The sequence below is a fragment of the Scardovia wiggsiae genome, assembly GCF_051045985.1.
Taxonomy (GTDB): domain Bacteria; phylum Actinomycetota; class Actinomycetes; order Actinomycetales; family Bifidobacteriaceae; genus Scardovia; species Scardovia wiggsiae.
The window spans coordinates 1-16,737 of sequence record NZ_CP157350.1 but is presented as its reverse complement, the minus strand read 5'-3'; the positions used below and the strand labels follow the sequence as shown (position 1 = coordinate 16,737).

General features: G+C 51.4%; 12 protein-coding genes. 1 reads left to right on the top strand and 11 read right to left on the bottom strand.

From position 1 onward, the window contains the following. Positions 1 to 6: 6 nt before the first annotated feature. The 10 genes from araA to dnaN form a co-directional block, all read right to left on the bottom strand. Complete coding sequence (gene araA / locus ABKA16_RS00060) at positions 7 to 1,521, bottom strand: L-arabinose isomerase (protein WP_380999862.1); 1,515 nt, start codon at positions 1,519 to 1,521, stop codon at positions 7 to 9. A 20-nt stretch (positions 1,522 to 1,541) separates the two neighbouring features. Then, the gene (locus ABKA16_RS00055; protein ID WP_380999863.1) at positions 1,542 to 2,240 is read right to left on the bottom strand and encodes an L-ribulose-5-phosphate 4-epimerase; all 699 of its coding nucleotides are present in this window, start codon (positions 2,238 to 2,240) and stop codon (positions 1,542 to 1,544) included. 84 nt (positions 2,241 to 2,324) lie between these two features. Next, on the bottom strand, positions 2,325 to 4,043 hold the full coding sequence (locus ABKA16_RS00050) for a xylulokinase (protein ID WP_381000172.1): 1,719 nt from the start codon (positions 4,041 to 4,043) through the stop codon (positions 2,325 to 2,327). Positions 4,044 to 4,321: 278 nt separating this feature from the next. After that, the gene (locus ABKA16_RS00045) at positions 4,322 to 5,602 is read right to left on the bottom strand and encodes a LacI family DNA-binding transcriptional regulator (protein WP_380999865.1); all 1,281 of its coding nucleotides are present in this window, start codon (positions 5,600 to 5,602) and stop codon (positions 4,322 to 4,324) included. Positions 5,603 to 5,662: 60 nt separating this feature from the next. Then, entirely contained in the window at positions 5,663 to 6,262 is a 600-nt protein-coding gene (locus ABKA16_RS00040) for a DUF3566 domain-containing protein (protein WP_007147857.1), read from the bottom strand. Between the two features lie 9 nt (positions 6,263 to 6,271). Next, positions 6,272 to 9,016, bottom strand: a complete 2,745-nt coding sequence (gene gyrA, locus ABKA16_RS00035; protein WP_380999867.1) for a DNA gyrase subunit A — start codon at positions 9,014 to 9,016, stop codon at positions 6,272 to 6,274. Positions 9,017 to 9,074: 58 nt separating this feature from the next. Further along, on the bottom strand, positions 9,075 to 11,150 hold the full coding sequence (gene gyrB, locus ABKA16_RS00030) for a DNA topoisomerase (ATP-hydrolyzing) subunit B (protein WP_409349290.1): 2,076 nt from the start codon (positions 11,148 to 11,150) through the stop codon (positions 9,075 to 9,077). 194 nt (positions 11,151 to 11,344) lie between these two features. Next, on the bottom strand, positions 11,345 to 11,848 hold the full coding sequence (locus ABKA16_RS00025; RefSeq protein ID WP_380999868.1) for a DUF721 domain-containing protein: 504 nt from the start codon (positions 11,846 to 11,848) through the stop codon (positions 11,345 to 11,347). Next, complete coding sequence (locus tag ABKA16_RS00020; RefSeq protein ID WP_380999869.1) at positions 11,848 to 13,212, bottom strand: DNA replication/repair protein RecF; 1,365 nt, start codon at positions 13,210 to 13,212, stop codon at positions 11,848 to 11,850. The genes ABKA16_RS00025 and ABKA16_RS00020 overlap by 1 nt, the downstream gene beginning before the upstream one ends. 38 nt (positions 13,213 to 13,250) lie before the next feature. Beyond that, entirely contained in the window at positions 13,251 to 14,375 is a 1,125-nt protein-coding gene (gene dnaN / locus ABKA16_RS00015) for a DNA polymerase III subunit beta (protein WP_380999871.1), read from the bottom strand. Positions 14,376 to 14,520: 145 nt separating this feature from the next. Here dnaN and ABKA16_RS00010 point away from each other — a divergent pair, with 145 nt between their 5' ends. Continuing rightward, positions 14,521 to 14,817: a hypothetical protein gene (locus ABKA16_RS00010; RefSeq protein WP_380999873.1), complete on the top strand. Its 297-nt coding sequence runs from the start codon at positions 14,521 to 14,523 to the stop codon at positions 14,815 to 14,817. Positions 14,818 to 14,961: 144 nt separating this feature from the next. On the opposite strand, the gene dnaA is transcribed toward ABKA16_RS00010, so the two are convergent. After that, on the bottom strand, positions 14,962 to 16,737 hold the full coding sequence (gene dnaA, locus ABKA16_RS00005; RefSeq protein WP_380999874.1) for a chromosomal replication initiator protein DnaA: 1,776 nt from the start codon (positions 16,735 to 16,737) through the stop codon (positions 14,962 to 14,964).

Sequence of the window (16,737 nt, the reverse complement as noted above, 5' to 3'; positions counted from 1 at the left end):
TACCCCTTAGAAATGCCCGTTAAGCCGATAATACACATCGCTGAGCTGAAGCCCTTTCTCGAAGCCAGCAGCGGATGTATCCTCATCAATAACAGCAAGCTCTACACCGGCTATGCGTGCAAAATCTTCCCAGGCCTCACGGCCGGCAGCGGTAGTCATGCATGTATGGTGGGCGGCACCCGCAAGAAGCCAGCACTGGACAGATGTTTTCAGCGACGGTTTAGGCTCCCACAATGCACGTGCGGTAGGAAGCTTGGGAAGCTCCCGGTCCGGCTGCACAACGTCCACCACATTCATAACAAGACGGAACCGCTCGCGCATATCGGCGAGGGAAACAACAACGGCGTCTTTCTTAGGTGTAGCGGTAAAAACCAGACGCACCGGATCTTCTTTCCCGCCAATACCAAGCGGGTGTATCTCAAGGCTGGCCCTGCCGTCAGTTTTCAGCGTTGGCGAAACTTCCAGCATATGGGCTCCCAGTATTTTTTCTTTTCCGGAAACGAAATTATAGGAATAATCTTCCATCAGCGAGCAGCCGCCTTCAAGGCCATACCCCATAACATTCCCTATGCGCACGAGTACGGAAGTTTTCCAGTCTCCCTCTGCGCTGAAACCGTAACCGTCCGCCATCAGACGCTGTGCACCGACACCGGGAAGCTGCCTGAGCGGCCCGAGGTCTTCAAAATTATCTGTGGCTGCTGTTGCGCCAATATTATCAAGCATATTGCGCATGCCTGCTTCTTCCCGGGCAGCTGTAACCAGGGAATCATACCGTGAACCAAGAAGTTCAGGGGCTACATCATATTCACGCTTATAATCGTCGATGATCGCCCTGACCTGGTCATCGCCTGCCTTATCAACATATGCTGCCAGTTCATTGACCGGCCAGGTATTGACGGAAGTCCCGAATACACGCTCCGCTTCCGTTTTGTCGCCTTCAGTCACAGCGACATTGCGCATATTGTCGCCCCAGCGGCAGACCTTCATAGTGTTGGCGGCATTCCAGCCCGCACATGCCCGTGCCCACACGCCAATACGCTGTGCAACATCAGGGTCGGTGTAGTGTCCCGCAACGATTTTACGCGGTATCCCAAGGCGGGTGACAATATAGCCAAATTCGCGGTCGCCATGGGCAGCCTGGTTAAGGTTCATGAAGTCCATATCCATGGTATCCCAAGGGATCTCAAGGTGATGCTGGGTATTGAGCTGGAGCAGCGGCTTATGGAGTTCGTTCAGGCCGCGTATCCACATTTTTGCCGGGCTGAATGTGTGCATCCATGCAATCACACCAATACATTCCGGGTGCGATGAAGTATCGATCATGAAATTCCTTATGGAATCGGAATCTTTCAGCGTCGGTTTCAGGACCAGCTTCACGGGGATATCCGGAGAGGCATCCAGCGTTTCCACAATATCATGGGACTGCCTGGCTACCTGCTGCAGGGCTTCTTCACCATACAGATCCTGCGATCCGACTGCAAACCAGATCTCTTTGCCCTCAAACGGGTTTTCCATTGCCATAATTACTCCTTGGTTATTAACTATTTGCCTTGCTGGCCGTATACATTCTGATAACGGTCATTGAGTCTGTCGATATCTTCCTGCGGGATAGGGATCACTCCCCCTATCATCTGCGCTGCCCACACTGTATGGGCAACTTCTTCCGTCATAGCTGCAGCCTTGACTGCTGCTTCAGCACTCCTACCGATAGTGAACGGGCCATGGTTCTGCATGATGACAGCGGGGGATTTCGGATATTTTTTCAGTGTTTCGACCACACCTTCGCCGATAGCTTCAGAGCCGATAAGCCGGAATGGCCCTACCGGGACTTCTCCGCCAAATTCATCACCCATCATAGTGAGTACGCAGGGGATATTCTTCCCTGTCGCTGCCCAGGCCGTGGCATATGTGGAATGGGTATGGACGACACCGTATACTTCCGGCATCATGCGGTAGATATATGCGTGGGAAGCAGTGTCGGAAGATGGTGCTGCCGCGCCATCTACCACATTCCCTTCCAAATCGCACACCACCATAGATTCCGGCGTAAGGTTTTCATACCTTATGCCCGAAGGTTTGATAACCATGAGGTCCGCGGAATGCAGGCGCTGTGATACATTCCCGGCAGTCCATACTACAAGGTTCCATGCAATCAGCTGCTGGTGGAGGTCTGACACTTCTTTCCGCACGCGCATGACTTCGCTGCGGGTTTCCTGAGAATAATCATTGAGAGTTGGCATATTGCTCCTGTCTGTTTGTTTGTTTTCCCGATAGTTACGGCATCGTGGTTTCCACTGCTGCCGGTTTCCGGCGTTCCTCGCATTTCACTGGTGCTGTGCGGTGTTTTCATCGGCACTGTCATCACTGATAGTCCTGACGGCTTCCTTTTCCACAGGAAGGGCTGCGGTAAAACGCCTGAAGAACTTCTTAAAACCTTCAACGTCGTCAGGGCGGGGCTGCTCTGTGGATGGCTGGGCAGCAGCGAATACTTCCGTATCAAGGAAATCCGCAAGATCCTGCGTTTTCCCGGCTCCCGCGCAGCGCAGCAGATATGCTGCAAGGACTGCCATGCCCCAGGCACCGCCTTCAGAAGCAGTGGGCATTACTGTGACAGGAACGTTGAATGCTGCGGCAAGTATGCGCTGCGCGACTACAGGGGTGGTGAATATACCGCCATGGCCGACCAGGGTATCTATAGCCACATGCTCATCTTTCGCCATAATATCCATGCCGATTTTCACCGGACTGAATGCAGAGAACAGCTGCGCCCGCATAAAATTCCCCAAAGTCATGCGGCTGTGCGGGCCGCGGGCAAATACAGGCCGCCCTTCTTCCAGGCCGGCGAGAAACTCCCCGGAATAGAAACAGTAGTTGATAAGCCCGCCCGCATCGGCATCCGCACTTATGCCGGACGGAAGCTGCGGACTGGAAGTGCCAGAAGGCCTGTCAGTAAGCGCAGCAGTGAACAGTGTGGAATACACGGTATCCATATCCATTACTATACCTGCAGCCTGTGCAAACTGGCTGAAAATACCCACCCACGCGTTGAGGTCCGAAGTAAAATTATTGGCGTGCGACATCCCCGCTAGATCCCCTGAAGGGGTAGCGACGATATCGATTTCCGGATGGAACCGTTCTAGCCTGTGTTCCAGGACGACTGTAGCAAATATCGATGTCCCTGCTGATACATTGCCTGTACGGGGACGTACTGAATTTGTCGCTACCATGCCGGTCCCCGCGTCGCCTTCCGGAGGCGCCATCGGGATGCCCGGGCGAAGCCTGCCGCTGGGATCAAGAAGCTGTACACCTTCCGCAGTCAGTGTCCCCGCATCTTCCCCTGCTGCAAGCGGCTGAGGCAGGATATCCCGGATATCCCAGGGCTGCTGCGATACTTCCGGCAGGCTGCTGAACCGGTCAAGGAAACCTTCTTCCCATGTATGTGTCTGAGGGTCTACGGGGAACATGCCCGATGCATCGCCAACCCCCAGGACTTTACGTCCGGTAAGTTTCCAGTGGACATATCCTGCAAGCGTAGTGAAATACGCCAGCTCAGGGACATGCTCTTCCTTGTTGAGTATCGCCTGGTACAGATGCGCGATAGACCAGCGTTCGGGGATATTGAACCGGAACAGGTCCGACAGCTTTTCGTGCGCTTCGCGGGTACTGGTATTGCGCCATGTGCGGAACGGTACGAGAAGTTTGCCATCTTTGTTAAAAGCCAGGTATCCGTGCATCATTGCAGAAAAACCGAGCGACCCGACAGCAGTAAGCTCTGCCCCGTATTTCCCTTTAAAATCATCAGCCAGGCTGGCATATGCATCCTGAAGGCCGGACCAGATATCATCCAGTGAATACGTCCACAGCCCGTTTTCCAGACGGTTTTCCCAGCCATGCTCCCCTGAAGCAAGAGTCTCATACCTGTTATTAATCAGGACAGCTTTGATCCGCGTGGAGCCAAACTCGATCCCCAGTGAAGTCCTGCCTTCGGCAACATCCTCGGCAGCACGCCCCGTATTCGGCAACATATGTGTTTCAGCTGCCATTCCCGCTGCTGTATCAGCTACTGTGCCAGCCATGCGGCACCACCTTTCGCGTATCCGGCCCGCAGCACTGTAAATGCGGACCCGTCCAGTAGTCCAGTACCCCTTAGTACTGTTTTTGGAACCGTCTCACCGTTCCCGTCTGTGGAAACATTACGGATGGATTCTGTTTCTGCTTTTCTTTTCCGTATTTATATGTGAGCGCTCACACATCAAGTATAGCACTAAAGGGATTCTATACACGCGCCGTATTGTCTATTCCACTATCTTTACAGGTACTTTTACAGGCTTTCCCGTCGGATAAACTGTGCAGGGACCTGGATAACACCGTGCCGCTGAGGCAATACAGCAGCATCCCTGTTCCCTGTGAGGCCTTTCTTCCAGCCCTTTATCCCATTCCCTGCTTCTGCGCCACTGGATACATCCCCTGCAGTTTCTTCCGGACCTTCTGCGCTTCCGGGATCCTCAACAGCATTAAGGAGTATCTCCATAGCCGTTGATCCGAGCATCCCAAAATCCGGTTTTACTGTGCTCAACGGCGGGCATGTACTGTCTGACCCGGGCATATCATCATATCCGGCGATTTTTACCAGCCTCCGGCCCGTATCCCTGTTATCTATATCCAGGCCCGGGTATTCGCCTAAAGCGCGTAAAGCACCAAAGGCAAGCAGGTCATTGGCACAGACAACTGCGATATTACGGCCTTCACGGAACTTGCCGCTTTCAGGCCCTTTGTCCCCGAAAGCTTCTCCCAGTATGGCCTCTACTGCCGAATACCCTGCCTGGGCATCCCATGAGTCCGCGTCAATAACAGTGCTCTCCATCCCGAGTTCCGTACACGCTGCTTCCCATGCTGCACGCCGGGTATACGCATCGCGCCACTGCAGGGGTCCTGCAAGATAATAGGCCGCATTATCCATGGATCCTGCGGCTGCGGAACCCGAATCCTTAGCCCCCTGATGCCTGAAACAGTCAGAATATACTGTTTCTGCAATACAGCCCACTGCATCCCATTGGTCAATACTCACAGCATACACGGTACTGTTTGCCTCAAGATACCCTTCAATATCCTCATCCCCATCCGATCCGGTAATGATCACACAGGGGACATCAAACCGCACCTGCTTAACGGCATGGAGCATGGCATCAGTCGGAGCAACGATCACATATGCCTCGGCACCAAGCTGGGAGAAACCCTGCATAATAGAGGAAAATTCAGTATCTGACAGCCCCCGTTCGTCAACATTGGCCAGGGAAATAAAATATCCGCGGGCACGGGCCGTCTGTTCCAGTGCTGATATCGTAGATAATGGCCCAAAATAATTGATGCCGCCTGCTATGACTGCGATCATCCGCGAATGCCGTGTTGCAAGTGCACGGGCAGACTGGGAAGGCTGATAATGCAAATGCCTGATGGCATCTTCAACTTTCATCCGCGTCTGTTCAGCTACATATCCGGAATTATTGATTACACGGGAGACTGTCTGCCGGGAAACACCGGATGCATATGCCACATCATCAATCGACGCACGCCTGTTGCCTGACGGATTATCACGTTCCATAGGACCCGCCTTTACCTGCTGTTTCCAGCCTGGTATAACCGGGTACTCGGACCTGGTCTGTTAATCATCACCAAGCGTTACGTGGATCCCGCCTACAAGGCGGCTGGAAACATTGTACAGAAGTGCCCCAATTGCTGCCATCACGCAAATAATAACGATTTCGAATACCGACAGGATCGTTATTGCACCAATAACCCGTGGAAGGCTGAGGATATCTGTCAGATTGAATGAAGAGCTGATCCTGGTACCAAGTTCGTTGACAACATCAAACAGGCCTACCGCATCTACAATAAACCAGATAAGGGTTACGGCAACAAGCTGGATTATGGCTCCAGCAATAGAAAGCATGAACGCCATTTTGGTGACAGACCATGGATCCACCCGGGTTATTGACAGGTTCATCCGGCGGGCGCGGGGCACACCTGAGCCTGTACCGGCTGAGGAAGAGCTTCCGGCACGGCTGGTATCCCCCGGCTGCTGGGAAGTTCTCGCGTGACCTCCGGAATTTGCTGCCGGACGGACAGCAGACCTTGCCGCAACCTCCTGGGCATCACGTGTAGTGTACTGTGTTTCGGCATTAGGATCCGCCATCTGCTGGGCAGATGCGTCCTGCCGGGCGTCGTACCGTGGATCCTGCGGCTGCGGAGTTTCTGCCGTCATAATACCCTCCTACTCAGCTGAGCTTGTGCCCGCTGCGCTATCGGTTGTTATTCCTTGTTCAACTGTACTCCTGGTGCTGCCATCCCGGTCCGCAGCGTCAGAGTTATTTACTGAATCTTCAGTATTCTGTCCGTCACCAGTTTCATCATCTTTTTCAGCATTCCGGGCGATAGACAGGATCTCATCATCCTTACCGGTTTTCGCTAGGGTCACACCCTGTGTATTCCTGCCGGTACGTTTGATCTCCGAAACATCCGAACGGATGACCTTGCCTGATTTCATAATGGCCATCACCTGGTCATCTTCATGGACTACCATAGCGCCGACAAGAGATCCCCGGTCCTCCACAAGATTGATGGCTTTAACTCCATAACCGTTGCGCCCCTGCAGACGGTATTCGCTTAACGCAGTACGCTTGGCAAAACCCTCATTGGTAACTACAAGAAGGTCTGAATCCGAATCAGCCGGGATAACGTCCATGCTCAGCAGGAGGTCATTGCCGGGCTCTCCGCGGAATTTCATCGCCTGGACACCTGCAGTCTGGCGTCCCATAGGGCGCAGGGTCTGGTCATCTGCCTGGAACTTAACGCTCATGCCTTTCCGCGAAACAACAATGATTTCATCATCACTGTTGCATAGTGCGGCACCGATAAGTTCATCAACGACCGCTACCTTCTTGCCGTCGGCATCAGTCCTGTAAGCACCTTCGATCTCGCGCAGACGTACGGCGATCAGGCCTCCCTGGCGGGCAGAATCATATTCTGAGAGATGGGTTTTCTTGACTTTGCCGCTGCGGGTTGCAAGGACCAGATACTGTGCTGCGGAATAATCCCTGATAGAGAGGACCTGCTGTATTTTCTCATCAGGCCCCAGCTGCAGGAGGTTAGCAACGTGCTGGCCTTTGGAATCGCGGGAACCTTCCGGGACCTCATAGCCCTTGATACGGTATACCCTGCCCTGGTTGGTAAAGAACAGCAGCCAGTTATGGGTACTGGTAAGGAAGAAATGGTCCACAACATCATCTTCACGCAGCCGGGTCCCTTTGATCCCTTTGCCGCCCCGATGCTGAGCCCGGTATTCATCAGCTTTTGTACGTTTGATATAGCCGGAATGCGTTACTGTTACAACAACATTCTCCTCAGCTATAAGGTCCTCAACATTGACTTCGCCGGAGAACGGGAGTATCTGTGTGCGGCGCTCATCACCGTATTTGTCAACGATTTCATCCATTTCATCGCCGACAATGGCGCGCTGGCGCTCCGGGCTGGCAAGGATATCATTATAGTCAGCGATCCGGCGCATCAGCTCATCGTGCTCATCAATGATCTTCTGCCTTTCCAGTGCAGCCAGCCTGCGCAACTGCATGGCAAGGATGGCGTCCGCCTGTACCTGGTCAACATCAAGCAACCGCATCAGGCCCGCACGGGCCTCATCTACATCCGGCGACCTACGGATAAGCGCTATGACTTCCTCGATCATATCCAGCGCTTTCAGATACCCCTGGAGGATATGGTCGCGCTCCTCCGCCTCACGCTTCAGATACCTGGTGCGCCGTTCCACAACATCAAGCTGATGCGATACCCAGTGACGGATGAATGCGTCAAGGCTGAGCGTACGCGGCACGCCGTCCACCAGGGCAAGCATATTGGCGCCGAATGTCTGCTGCAGCTGGGTGTGCTTATAAAGATTGTTGAGCACTACCTTCGGGACAGCGTCACGTTTAAGGACGAGTACCAGACGCTGGCCTGTACGCCCGGAAGTCTCGTCGCGCATATCAGCGATACCCTGGATCTTCCCGTCACGCACTGCTTCCCGTATTGAAGATGCCAGCCGGTCAGGGTTCACCTGGTAAGGGAGTTCAGTCACCACCAGACACAGGCGGCCGTTGATCTCTTCAGTATTGACTACGGCACGCATAGTGATCAGGCCGCGCCCGGTACGGTACGCCTGCTCAATGCCTCTGTGGCCGAGGATCGTTGCTCCTGTTGGGAAGTCAGGCCCCTTAATAATGGCGATCAGATTGTTGAGGAGCTCTTCACGGCTGGCATTCGGATGGTCCAGCGCCCAGTGGACCCCCTGCGCGACTTCACGCATATTATGAGGGGGGATATTCGTCGCCATGCCTACAGCAATACCTGCCGAACCGTTCACCAGAAGGTTGGGGAACCGGCTTGGCAGCACTGTAGGTTCCTGGGTCTTGCCGTCGTAGTTGGGGACAAAATCGACGGTATCTTTATCAATATCACGTACAAGCTCCATAGCCAGCGGTGCCATACGGCACTCTGTATATCGCATGGCAGCTGCAGGATCATCTCCAGGAGACCCGAAATTGCCCTGGCCGTCCACAAGCAGATACCGCATCGACCACGGCTGTGCCATACGTACCAGCGTGTCATAGATAGCAGCATCGCCGTGGGGATGGTATTTACCCATCACATCACCGACAACGCGGGAACATTTGTTATAGCCGCGGTCCGGCCGGTATCCCCCGTCGTACATCGCGTAGATCACACGGCGGTGTACAGGCTTCATGCCGTCGCGGACATCGGGCAGTGCGCGTTCAACGATTACCGAAAGGGCATATGCAAGGTATGATTCCCGCATTTCCTGCTGCAGGTCCATTGCCCTGATACGGGTGCCTTTCAGCAGTCCGAAATCTTCGTCGCCTGCCTGAGGGCTTACAGGTTCAAGCGAATTATCCGCACCGTCTGCCGGTTCTTCGCTGCCGAGGTCTGTCTCATTATCGTCTGCCACGGTTCTTCCTTACCTTTGATGTTCCTGTTCCTGTTGATATCTGCACTATAGGGATTGGCTATGCATCTATGAAGCGTGCATCACGGGCATTACGCTGGATGAACAGGCGGCGCGGCTCCACATCCTCACCCATCAGCATGGAGAATGTCTCATCCGCCTGTGCAGCATCCTCAATATGTATCTGCTTCAAAATGCGGTGTTCAGGGTCCATTGTGGTTTCCCATAATTCCTGATATGTCATTTCACCCAGGCCCTTGTACCGCTGGATACCTTCGCCTTTAGGGAGCTGCCTGCCGGAAGCCCGCCCTTCCTCCAGCATACGGTCACGCTCAGCGTCGGTATAGACGAAATCGTGCGCGCCTTTCGTCCATTTCAGCCTGTACAGCGGAGGCATTGCAACATATACATAGCCTTCAGTGATCATAGGCCGCATATAGCGGAAGAATAATGTCAGGTTCAATGTTGCAATATGGGCGCCGTCAACATCAGCATCAGCCATAATGATGATCTTATGGTAGCGTACCTTGCTCACGTCGAAATCTTCCCCATATCCTCCGCCAACTGCGGTAATAAGGGATTCAATGGTATCTGACTTCATCATACGGTCGAGTGAGGCACGTTCTGTATTGAGGATCTTCCCCCGCAGAGGAAGGATAGCCTGGGTTATCGGGTTGCGCCCCTGGATAGCGGAACCGCCTGCCGAATCACCTTCCACAATGAACAGCTCGCATTCTGCAGGGTCTGAAGACTGGCAGTCTTTCAGCTTATCAGGCATCCCGGCTGATTCAAAGATCGACTTGCGCCTTGTCGATTCACGCGCTTTTTTGGCTGCCAGGCGTGCCCGTGCAGCTTCCATACCTTTCTGGATGATCGATTTCGCTTCGCTCGGATGGGCATCAAACCAGTCGGCCATCCGTTCCGTCATAACGCGCTGGACGAAGGTCTTAGCGATCGCATTGCCGAGCTTGGTTTTCGTCTGCCCTTCGAACTGCGGGACTGTCAGCTTAACGGAAATCACCGCCACAAGCCCTTCACGCACATCATCACCGGAGAGGTTTTCATCTTTATCTTTAAGGATGCCTTTTTCACGGGCATACCGGTTAACAAGGCCGGTAAGCGCGGCGCGGAAACCTTCTTCATGGGTCCCGCCTTCAGTTGTTGAGATCGTATTGGCAAAAGTGTGGACGGATTCAGAATACCCTGAAGTCCACTGCATGGCGATCTCAGCAGAAATACCCTGCTGCGTATCTTCTGCATCAATATCAATGATATCTTCTTCGATCACAGCGGATTTTTTGGCTTTGACCAGATAATCGACATAATCCTTAATGCCGTTGACGTACTGGTACGTAACCGTACGATGCCCGTTTCCAGAAGGATTATTATCCTCTGAGGCAACTTCATCTACAGCTTCATCTACTGTGCGCAGATCAGTCAGGGATATTTTCAGCCCTTTATTCAGGAAGGCCATCTGCTGGAAACGTGCGCGGAGGGTCTCGAAATCATATTCTGTTGCATCAAATATCTGAGGGTCTGCCCAGAAAGTTACAGAAGTACCCGTGCTTTCGCCCTCATCCATAGCCCTGCCTTTTTTTAACGGGGCTGATGGCCTCTGATCAATATACGTCTGGGTCCAGTGGAATCCCTGGCGGCGCACTTCAATATCCACTCTGGTGGAAAGCGCATTCACAACAGAAATACCTACGCCATGGAGGCCGCCGGATACAGCGTAGCCGCCGCCGCCAAATTTGCCTCCTGCATGCAGTTTGGTCATAACCGTTTCCACACCGGACCGGCCTTCTCCCGGAACTTCATCAACAGGGATTCCGCGGCCGTCATCTATTACCTGCACACCATTATCCGGCAAGATCGTCACTTCAATATGCGAAGCATACCCCGCAAGCGCTTCATCAACTGAATTGTCAACTATTTCATAAACCAGATGATGGAGCCCCCGCGGGCCTGTAGACCCTATATACATTCCCGGACGGATACGTACAGCTTCAAGCCCTTCAAGGACTCTGAGATCGCTCGCATCATAATGGTCCGGTTTCATATCGTCGTCAAGCTGCTCGCCGTTGCCCTCACGCTGAGTTTCCTTCTGCACCTGTCCATTTTCTTCACTGCCAGCCAAGCTGTCCTCCTTAAACCCCAATATCGCCTTTGCCACATAAGCAATTTCGGAGTACTTTCCGCAAGTACTTCACGCTAAAAAGCACAGAAACGGCTCTTAAACGCATTCACACATGATATACATAGGGTACCAAAAGAAGTAGACGTTATGCTACTGAGAAGCCTTCAGCGGATTATTTCGATGTCAGCAGCAGGTTACAGCCCCCGCCGAATTCCTCGATATTTTTTTGCCGAAGATTGCGGACCGGTCACACGGATCTGGGTTACAGGAAGCCCCTGAAGCCTTTGTGATATTACTTTTTTCAGCTGCGGCACCATATATGTCAGCTGGGTAGCCCACACAGGGGAATCTGCTGTAATAACCAGAAGTCCGTCCGAATACGATCCCACACTCGTGTGCTGCGCAATATGGTTTCCGACAACGCTTCCCCACTGCGTCTGCAGTTTGGCAAGCATAAGGTTCTTTTTCCATACGCCGCTGCCCGAAGCAAACAGTTTTTCCAGAGCTGTATCAAGATCCTTGGGGTCGCGCCCTTTTTTGCCGAAGCTGTCCCTGGCCTTTTCATTCATCAGGGCGTAATCACGCTTCTGAGTAAACAGTTTTCTATACCGTTTAAATATCTGCGCAGGAAGCTTTTTCTGCGGCAGCCCGAGCCGCTCTGCTACGGGTGTTACAGATTCCCGGTTATTTTCTGCCATCAACCGCCCCATATATCATCAGTATTGTCCCTGACTTTTTCAACATTAATAAGCTTTACGCCGGCACGCGGATCAGCATTCCCGGAAATAAATTCATCAGGTATATCGCTCTGTGATGCAGCAGTAATGATAACCTGCCCCTGACCTGCAGCAAAATCAACGATTTTTGTGCGTCTGTATGTATCAAGCTGGGAGAAGACATCATCAAGGATAAGGATAGGCTTGTTCCTGATCCCGTGAAAATTATTGCCGGAGTCGGACAGTGTATTTCCGGTATCATTATCATTATGGCGTTCATTATGCCCGGCAGCCATTTTCTCTGATAATACTTCAAACAGAGCCATTTTCAATGCTAAAGCCAGGGTCCATAATTCACCGTTTGACGCATATTCGCGTGCCGGCATTGAATTGAGGAAAAAGCCTATATCGTCGCGATGCGGTCCTATCAAGTTCCGTGCCTGGGCGGCCTCCCCTTCAAACAGCCGCTGGAAATGGCTGCTTATAGCGGAAAATGGATCATCAGGAAAATCATACACTTCCGTAAAAGACGGGGAATATTCCAGCGTTGCTTTCTGGCTGTCCCCTGCAATATGGGAATAGATCCGCGAAAACGGCCCTTCCAGCTGATCACAGATACTGGCCCTTAACCGGGTCAGCTCTATACCTGTGCTGATCAGCTGCCCGGTCCATACTTCCAAACTCGAATAATCCTGAGCGATACTCTGGCTATCATACCCCTGGCTGCTATATCCGCTGTACCGGCCATCGCCTTCAGGACCATAAGTACTGCTGCCCATATCCCTTCTGTTCGCAATGTTCTTCAGAAGTGCTGACCTCTGCTTTGAGACATGGGCATACTTCTGCAAGACCCTAAAATAATCCCGTATTACCTGTGACCCTGCACTATCAAGGAAACTGCGCCGCCTTGTCGGATCAAGGGAAATAAGCCATTGGTCTTCAGGGGTAAAAGAAACAGTTTTGATATTCCCCACTATATCGCGCAGATAAAGTGCAGGGCCGTTGTTGATGCGGGCACGGTTTGCACCTTTTGCAGGGATAGTTACCGTATACTGATCAGGTTTTGTTCCCGTCTTTTTTTCAGAGCCGGAAATATCAGGATCAGAAACATCTCGGCCTGATTCCACATTTGCCCGTATAACTGCACTTTTCTGCCCATGCTGTATAAGCGGCTGTGATGAGCCCGCCCTGTGGCTGGACCCTGTTGAGAGGAACTCTACTGCCTCAGCAATATTTGTTTTGCCCAGGCCGTTATGCCCAAAAAGTACATTGACATGGCTGCCCAGATCAAGGACACAGTGGTCCCACGACCTGAAATAGTCAAGGGCAAGCCGCGAAATATACACAGAATACTCTTTACTTTGGTTCAATAAGCCCGAGATGGTCAGTCAACAAACCGTACCGGGACCAGAAGATACCGGTAATCCAGCGATTCATTGCCGTCCTGCTCCTGCTGCCCGTTAAATTCCACTGCCTTTATAGGAGAGACCATCTTTACGCGGACATACGGTTCATAAATTGCCCCCAGGCCTTCGAGAAGGTAATTAGGGTTGAAAGCGATCGTAATGGGATCTCCATCCATATCAACCGGGATCACTTCTGTTGCCTGGGATTCGTCAGCCGATCCTGCAGACAGAGTCACTTCGTTATTATCGAAAACCATACGGATAGGGGCATTCCGTTCTGCTACAAGGGATACACGCCGGATAGCATCAATAAGGGCATTTTTGTCAATAACCGCCTGGATCGGGTATTCAGAAACAAAAAGGCGGTCAACTGACGGGAACTCGCCATCAATAAGCTGAGTCGTTGAAACTTTCCCAGCGTTGGTAAAACTTACCAGTGTCGGCGACTCGCTGTTGAACCCAAGAACAACGTTCTGCGCAGTATCCAGGGAGCGTGAAATATCACGCAGGAGGTTTCCCCGCACAAGCAATGCTGTATCAGTATCATCCTGCGCAGGAGACCACGTAAAGGTTGACCGTGACAGACGGAAACGGTCTGTTGCAGTCATTTGCACTTTATCACCAGAAAAGGCTACACGGACCCCGGTAAGCACAGGCCTTGATTCTTCACGGGAAATAGCAACAGCTGCCTGGGCGATAGCGTGCGAGAAAGTATCTCCGTCTATAGCGCCTAAAGAGGAAGGTATTTCAGGAAGTTCAGGATAATCGGATTCAGGCATCAGCTGGAGGGAGAAGGTGGATTTTCCTCCTGAAACTGTTAATTTTGAGCCATTTGTTGATAAGTAGGTCTTCCCGCTCGGCAGGGCTTTAGCTATATCTGCAAGGAGCTTTCCCTGTACTACAACAGTGCCGTCTTCATCGATTCCTGCTTCAATGTGATGGCGCGCAGAAATTTCATAATCAAATGCTGAGAGCTGGAGGGTACCGTCAGCTGCTTCGAGCTTTACACCTGTAAGGATAGGTGTCGCAGGCCTGGCAGGGATAATACGGGTAGTCCATGATACAGCCTCTGAAAAAGCAGAGGAATCAATCTCAACCTTCATTAGTACCTCAGTTCGTAGTCTGGCAAACTTTAAGTCTTATGAGTCTATTGTAACGGGCGAACGAACATATACGAAACGGGATGGTGCATGCGGTTATGGCTAAAAGGGCAAGTATATAAATTAGATAGTAGTCGTAGTAGAGGCTGTGGAAGATGTGGAAATGGTGTATGAACCGCATGATATCAATTGTGAAGGCAACGGTTGCATGTGGAAAATCAGTTTAGAAAATGTGGATAACTTTGATGTTACTCACATGCAATATGTTATGGATTTTTTATCCTCAAAAATGTTAATTTTATTAACGTTTTTTGCCCATGTTTTCCACGCCAATATCTTACTTATCCTCAGGGTTATCATATATCTGTGGAAAGTATTGTGGATAAGTTTCTTCACAAAATGGAGAGGATGTAAAGGGAGGAAGCAGAAAAATAAAGCAAAATAGAAGCACAGTATATTTCTGTGAAAAGACGTAACAGGGAATTATTAATGAGGAAACCGTATAATCTATATATTTCAGGGATCGGCAGAATAGGCAGAACTGTACTGTTACATCCATATCCGAATATCTGATCCGCGTGAATACCGGTCAATTACGGGAAACAGGGCTGATTGAATCTTTCTGTTTGATATACATAGTGATTTCATTGACGTTATTGTAGAGGGCGCGTTTTTTGCCCATCTCATTGGCAATCTTTTTGCAGGCATGCATGACTGTGGAGTGGTCGCGCCCTCCGAATATTTCGCCGATATCAACAAGAGAAAGGCTTGTCATTTCCCGAATAAGATACATGGATACCTGCCGGGCTTCGGCAACGTTTTTTGTACGTGAGGGCCCGACGATATCGTCAAAAGTAAGTGTATAGTGATGCGCTACATTGGTGATAATGCTTGTAGGCGTAACTTCCACGTCGGAATTGAAAAAATCGTGGAGGGTCTGCTCTGCTAAAGTACGGCTCACCGGCTGGTCATTAAGCGTTGCTATAGCTGTGACGCGGGTAAGCGCCCCCTCAAGCTCACGGACACTGTCTGTGATTTTGTCGGCGATATAATCGAGGACATCATTAGGGACAGGGACAATACTGTTGGAGACCTTCAGCCGCAGTATTGCCAGCCGTGTCTCTTTTTCCGGCGGTGCAACATCAACAACAAGCCCTTTGTTGAAGCGTGTCCTCAGCCTTTCATTGAAGCCTTTGAGATTATTAGGTGCAACATCGGACGCAATGACTATCTGCTTGCCTGTACTGGTCAGTTCATTGAACGTGTGGAAGAACTGTTCCATTGTTTCAGTACCGCGGAAAAACTGGATATCATCAAGCAGCAGGACGTCAACATTCCTGTATTTCTTGGTAAAATTAGCTAAAGCTGCCTGTTTCCTTGCCCCTGCAGCAAGAGCACTGACGAAGTCATTGACGAATTCTTCTGCGGTAACATACCGCACTGTTGCTTTAGGGTCCTGTCTGAGCACATAATTGCCGACAGCATTGAGCAGATGGGTCTTCCCCAGACCTGAACCGCCATAAATAAATAATGGGTTATAGTCTGCAGTTCCCGGAGCCTCAGCAACTATTACTGCTGCTGATTTTGCAAAGCGGTTTGATGTCCCCTGGACGAAAGTATCAAAAGTCGCGTAAGGGTTAAGGTGGGTGACGGCATTCCTCGATATCTGGGTTTTAGGGAGATGTGGCTGATTTTGTATATTATCGGCCGGCTGAGGTTCCCTGCCGCCTTTATATATCGGGTCATGGAACGGTGCATCCTTATGCTCTGCGGACGGTTCACTGCGTAAAACTTCAGATGCGTGCTGCCCGTAGTGGGCAGGTGTGTACGGCTCTGTGTAGCCTTTTGTTTTTGTTTTACGCGGTGCAAAAGTGCTGCTGGTCCCGGTCCCTTCCGGGTTTTCCACATTTCCGATGAGGCCCGGATCAATACCGATATTTTCCGATATGCTCAGGTCCGGCTCATAAGGGTTTATCCCTGTTTCGGTTCCCAGTTCCGCATATCCGCTGCCGCCGTTATCTTTATACCCTACATTGTTTCTGTTGATATCGCTGTCCGCAGTATTTGCAGTATCCGTATAGGGATTGTTCGGGGTATTGACTTTGACAATGAAAGTCATGGGTTTGTCAGACACAGTTGACAGGCATTCGTTGATATCATCATGGAGCTTGTTTTCCAGAGTAGAACGGAGTGAATCTGCGTCAACTGAGAGGATAATCATATTATCGAATACACCCAGTGCGCTTACTTCGCTAACGAGGTTTGTATCACGGGGGCTCAGATACCCCTGGTCCTTCATATAATTCCGGGTCCGCGACCATAGCTGTTGAGCGGTAGGCTCAGTATTGCTATGATGTAAGGCCAT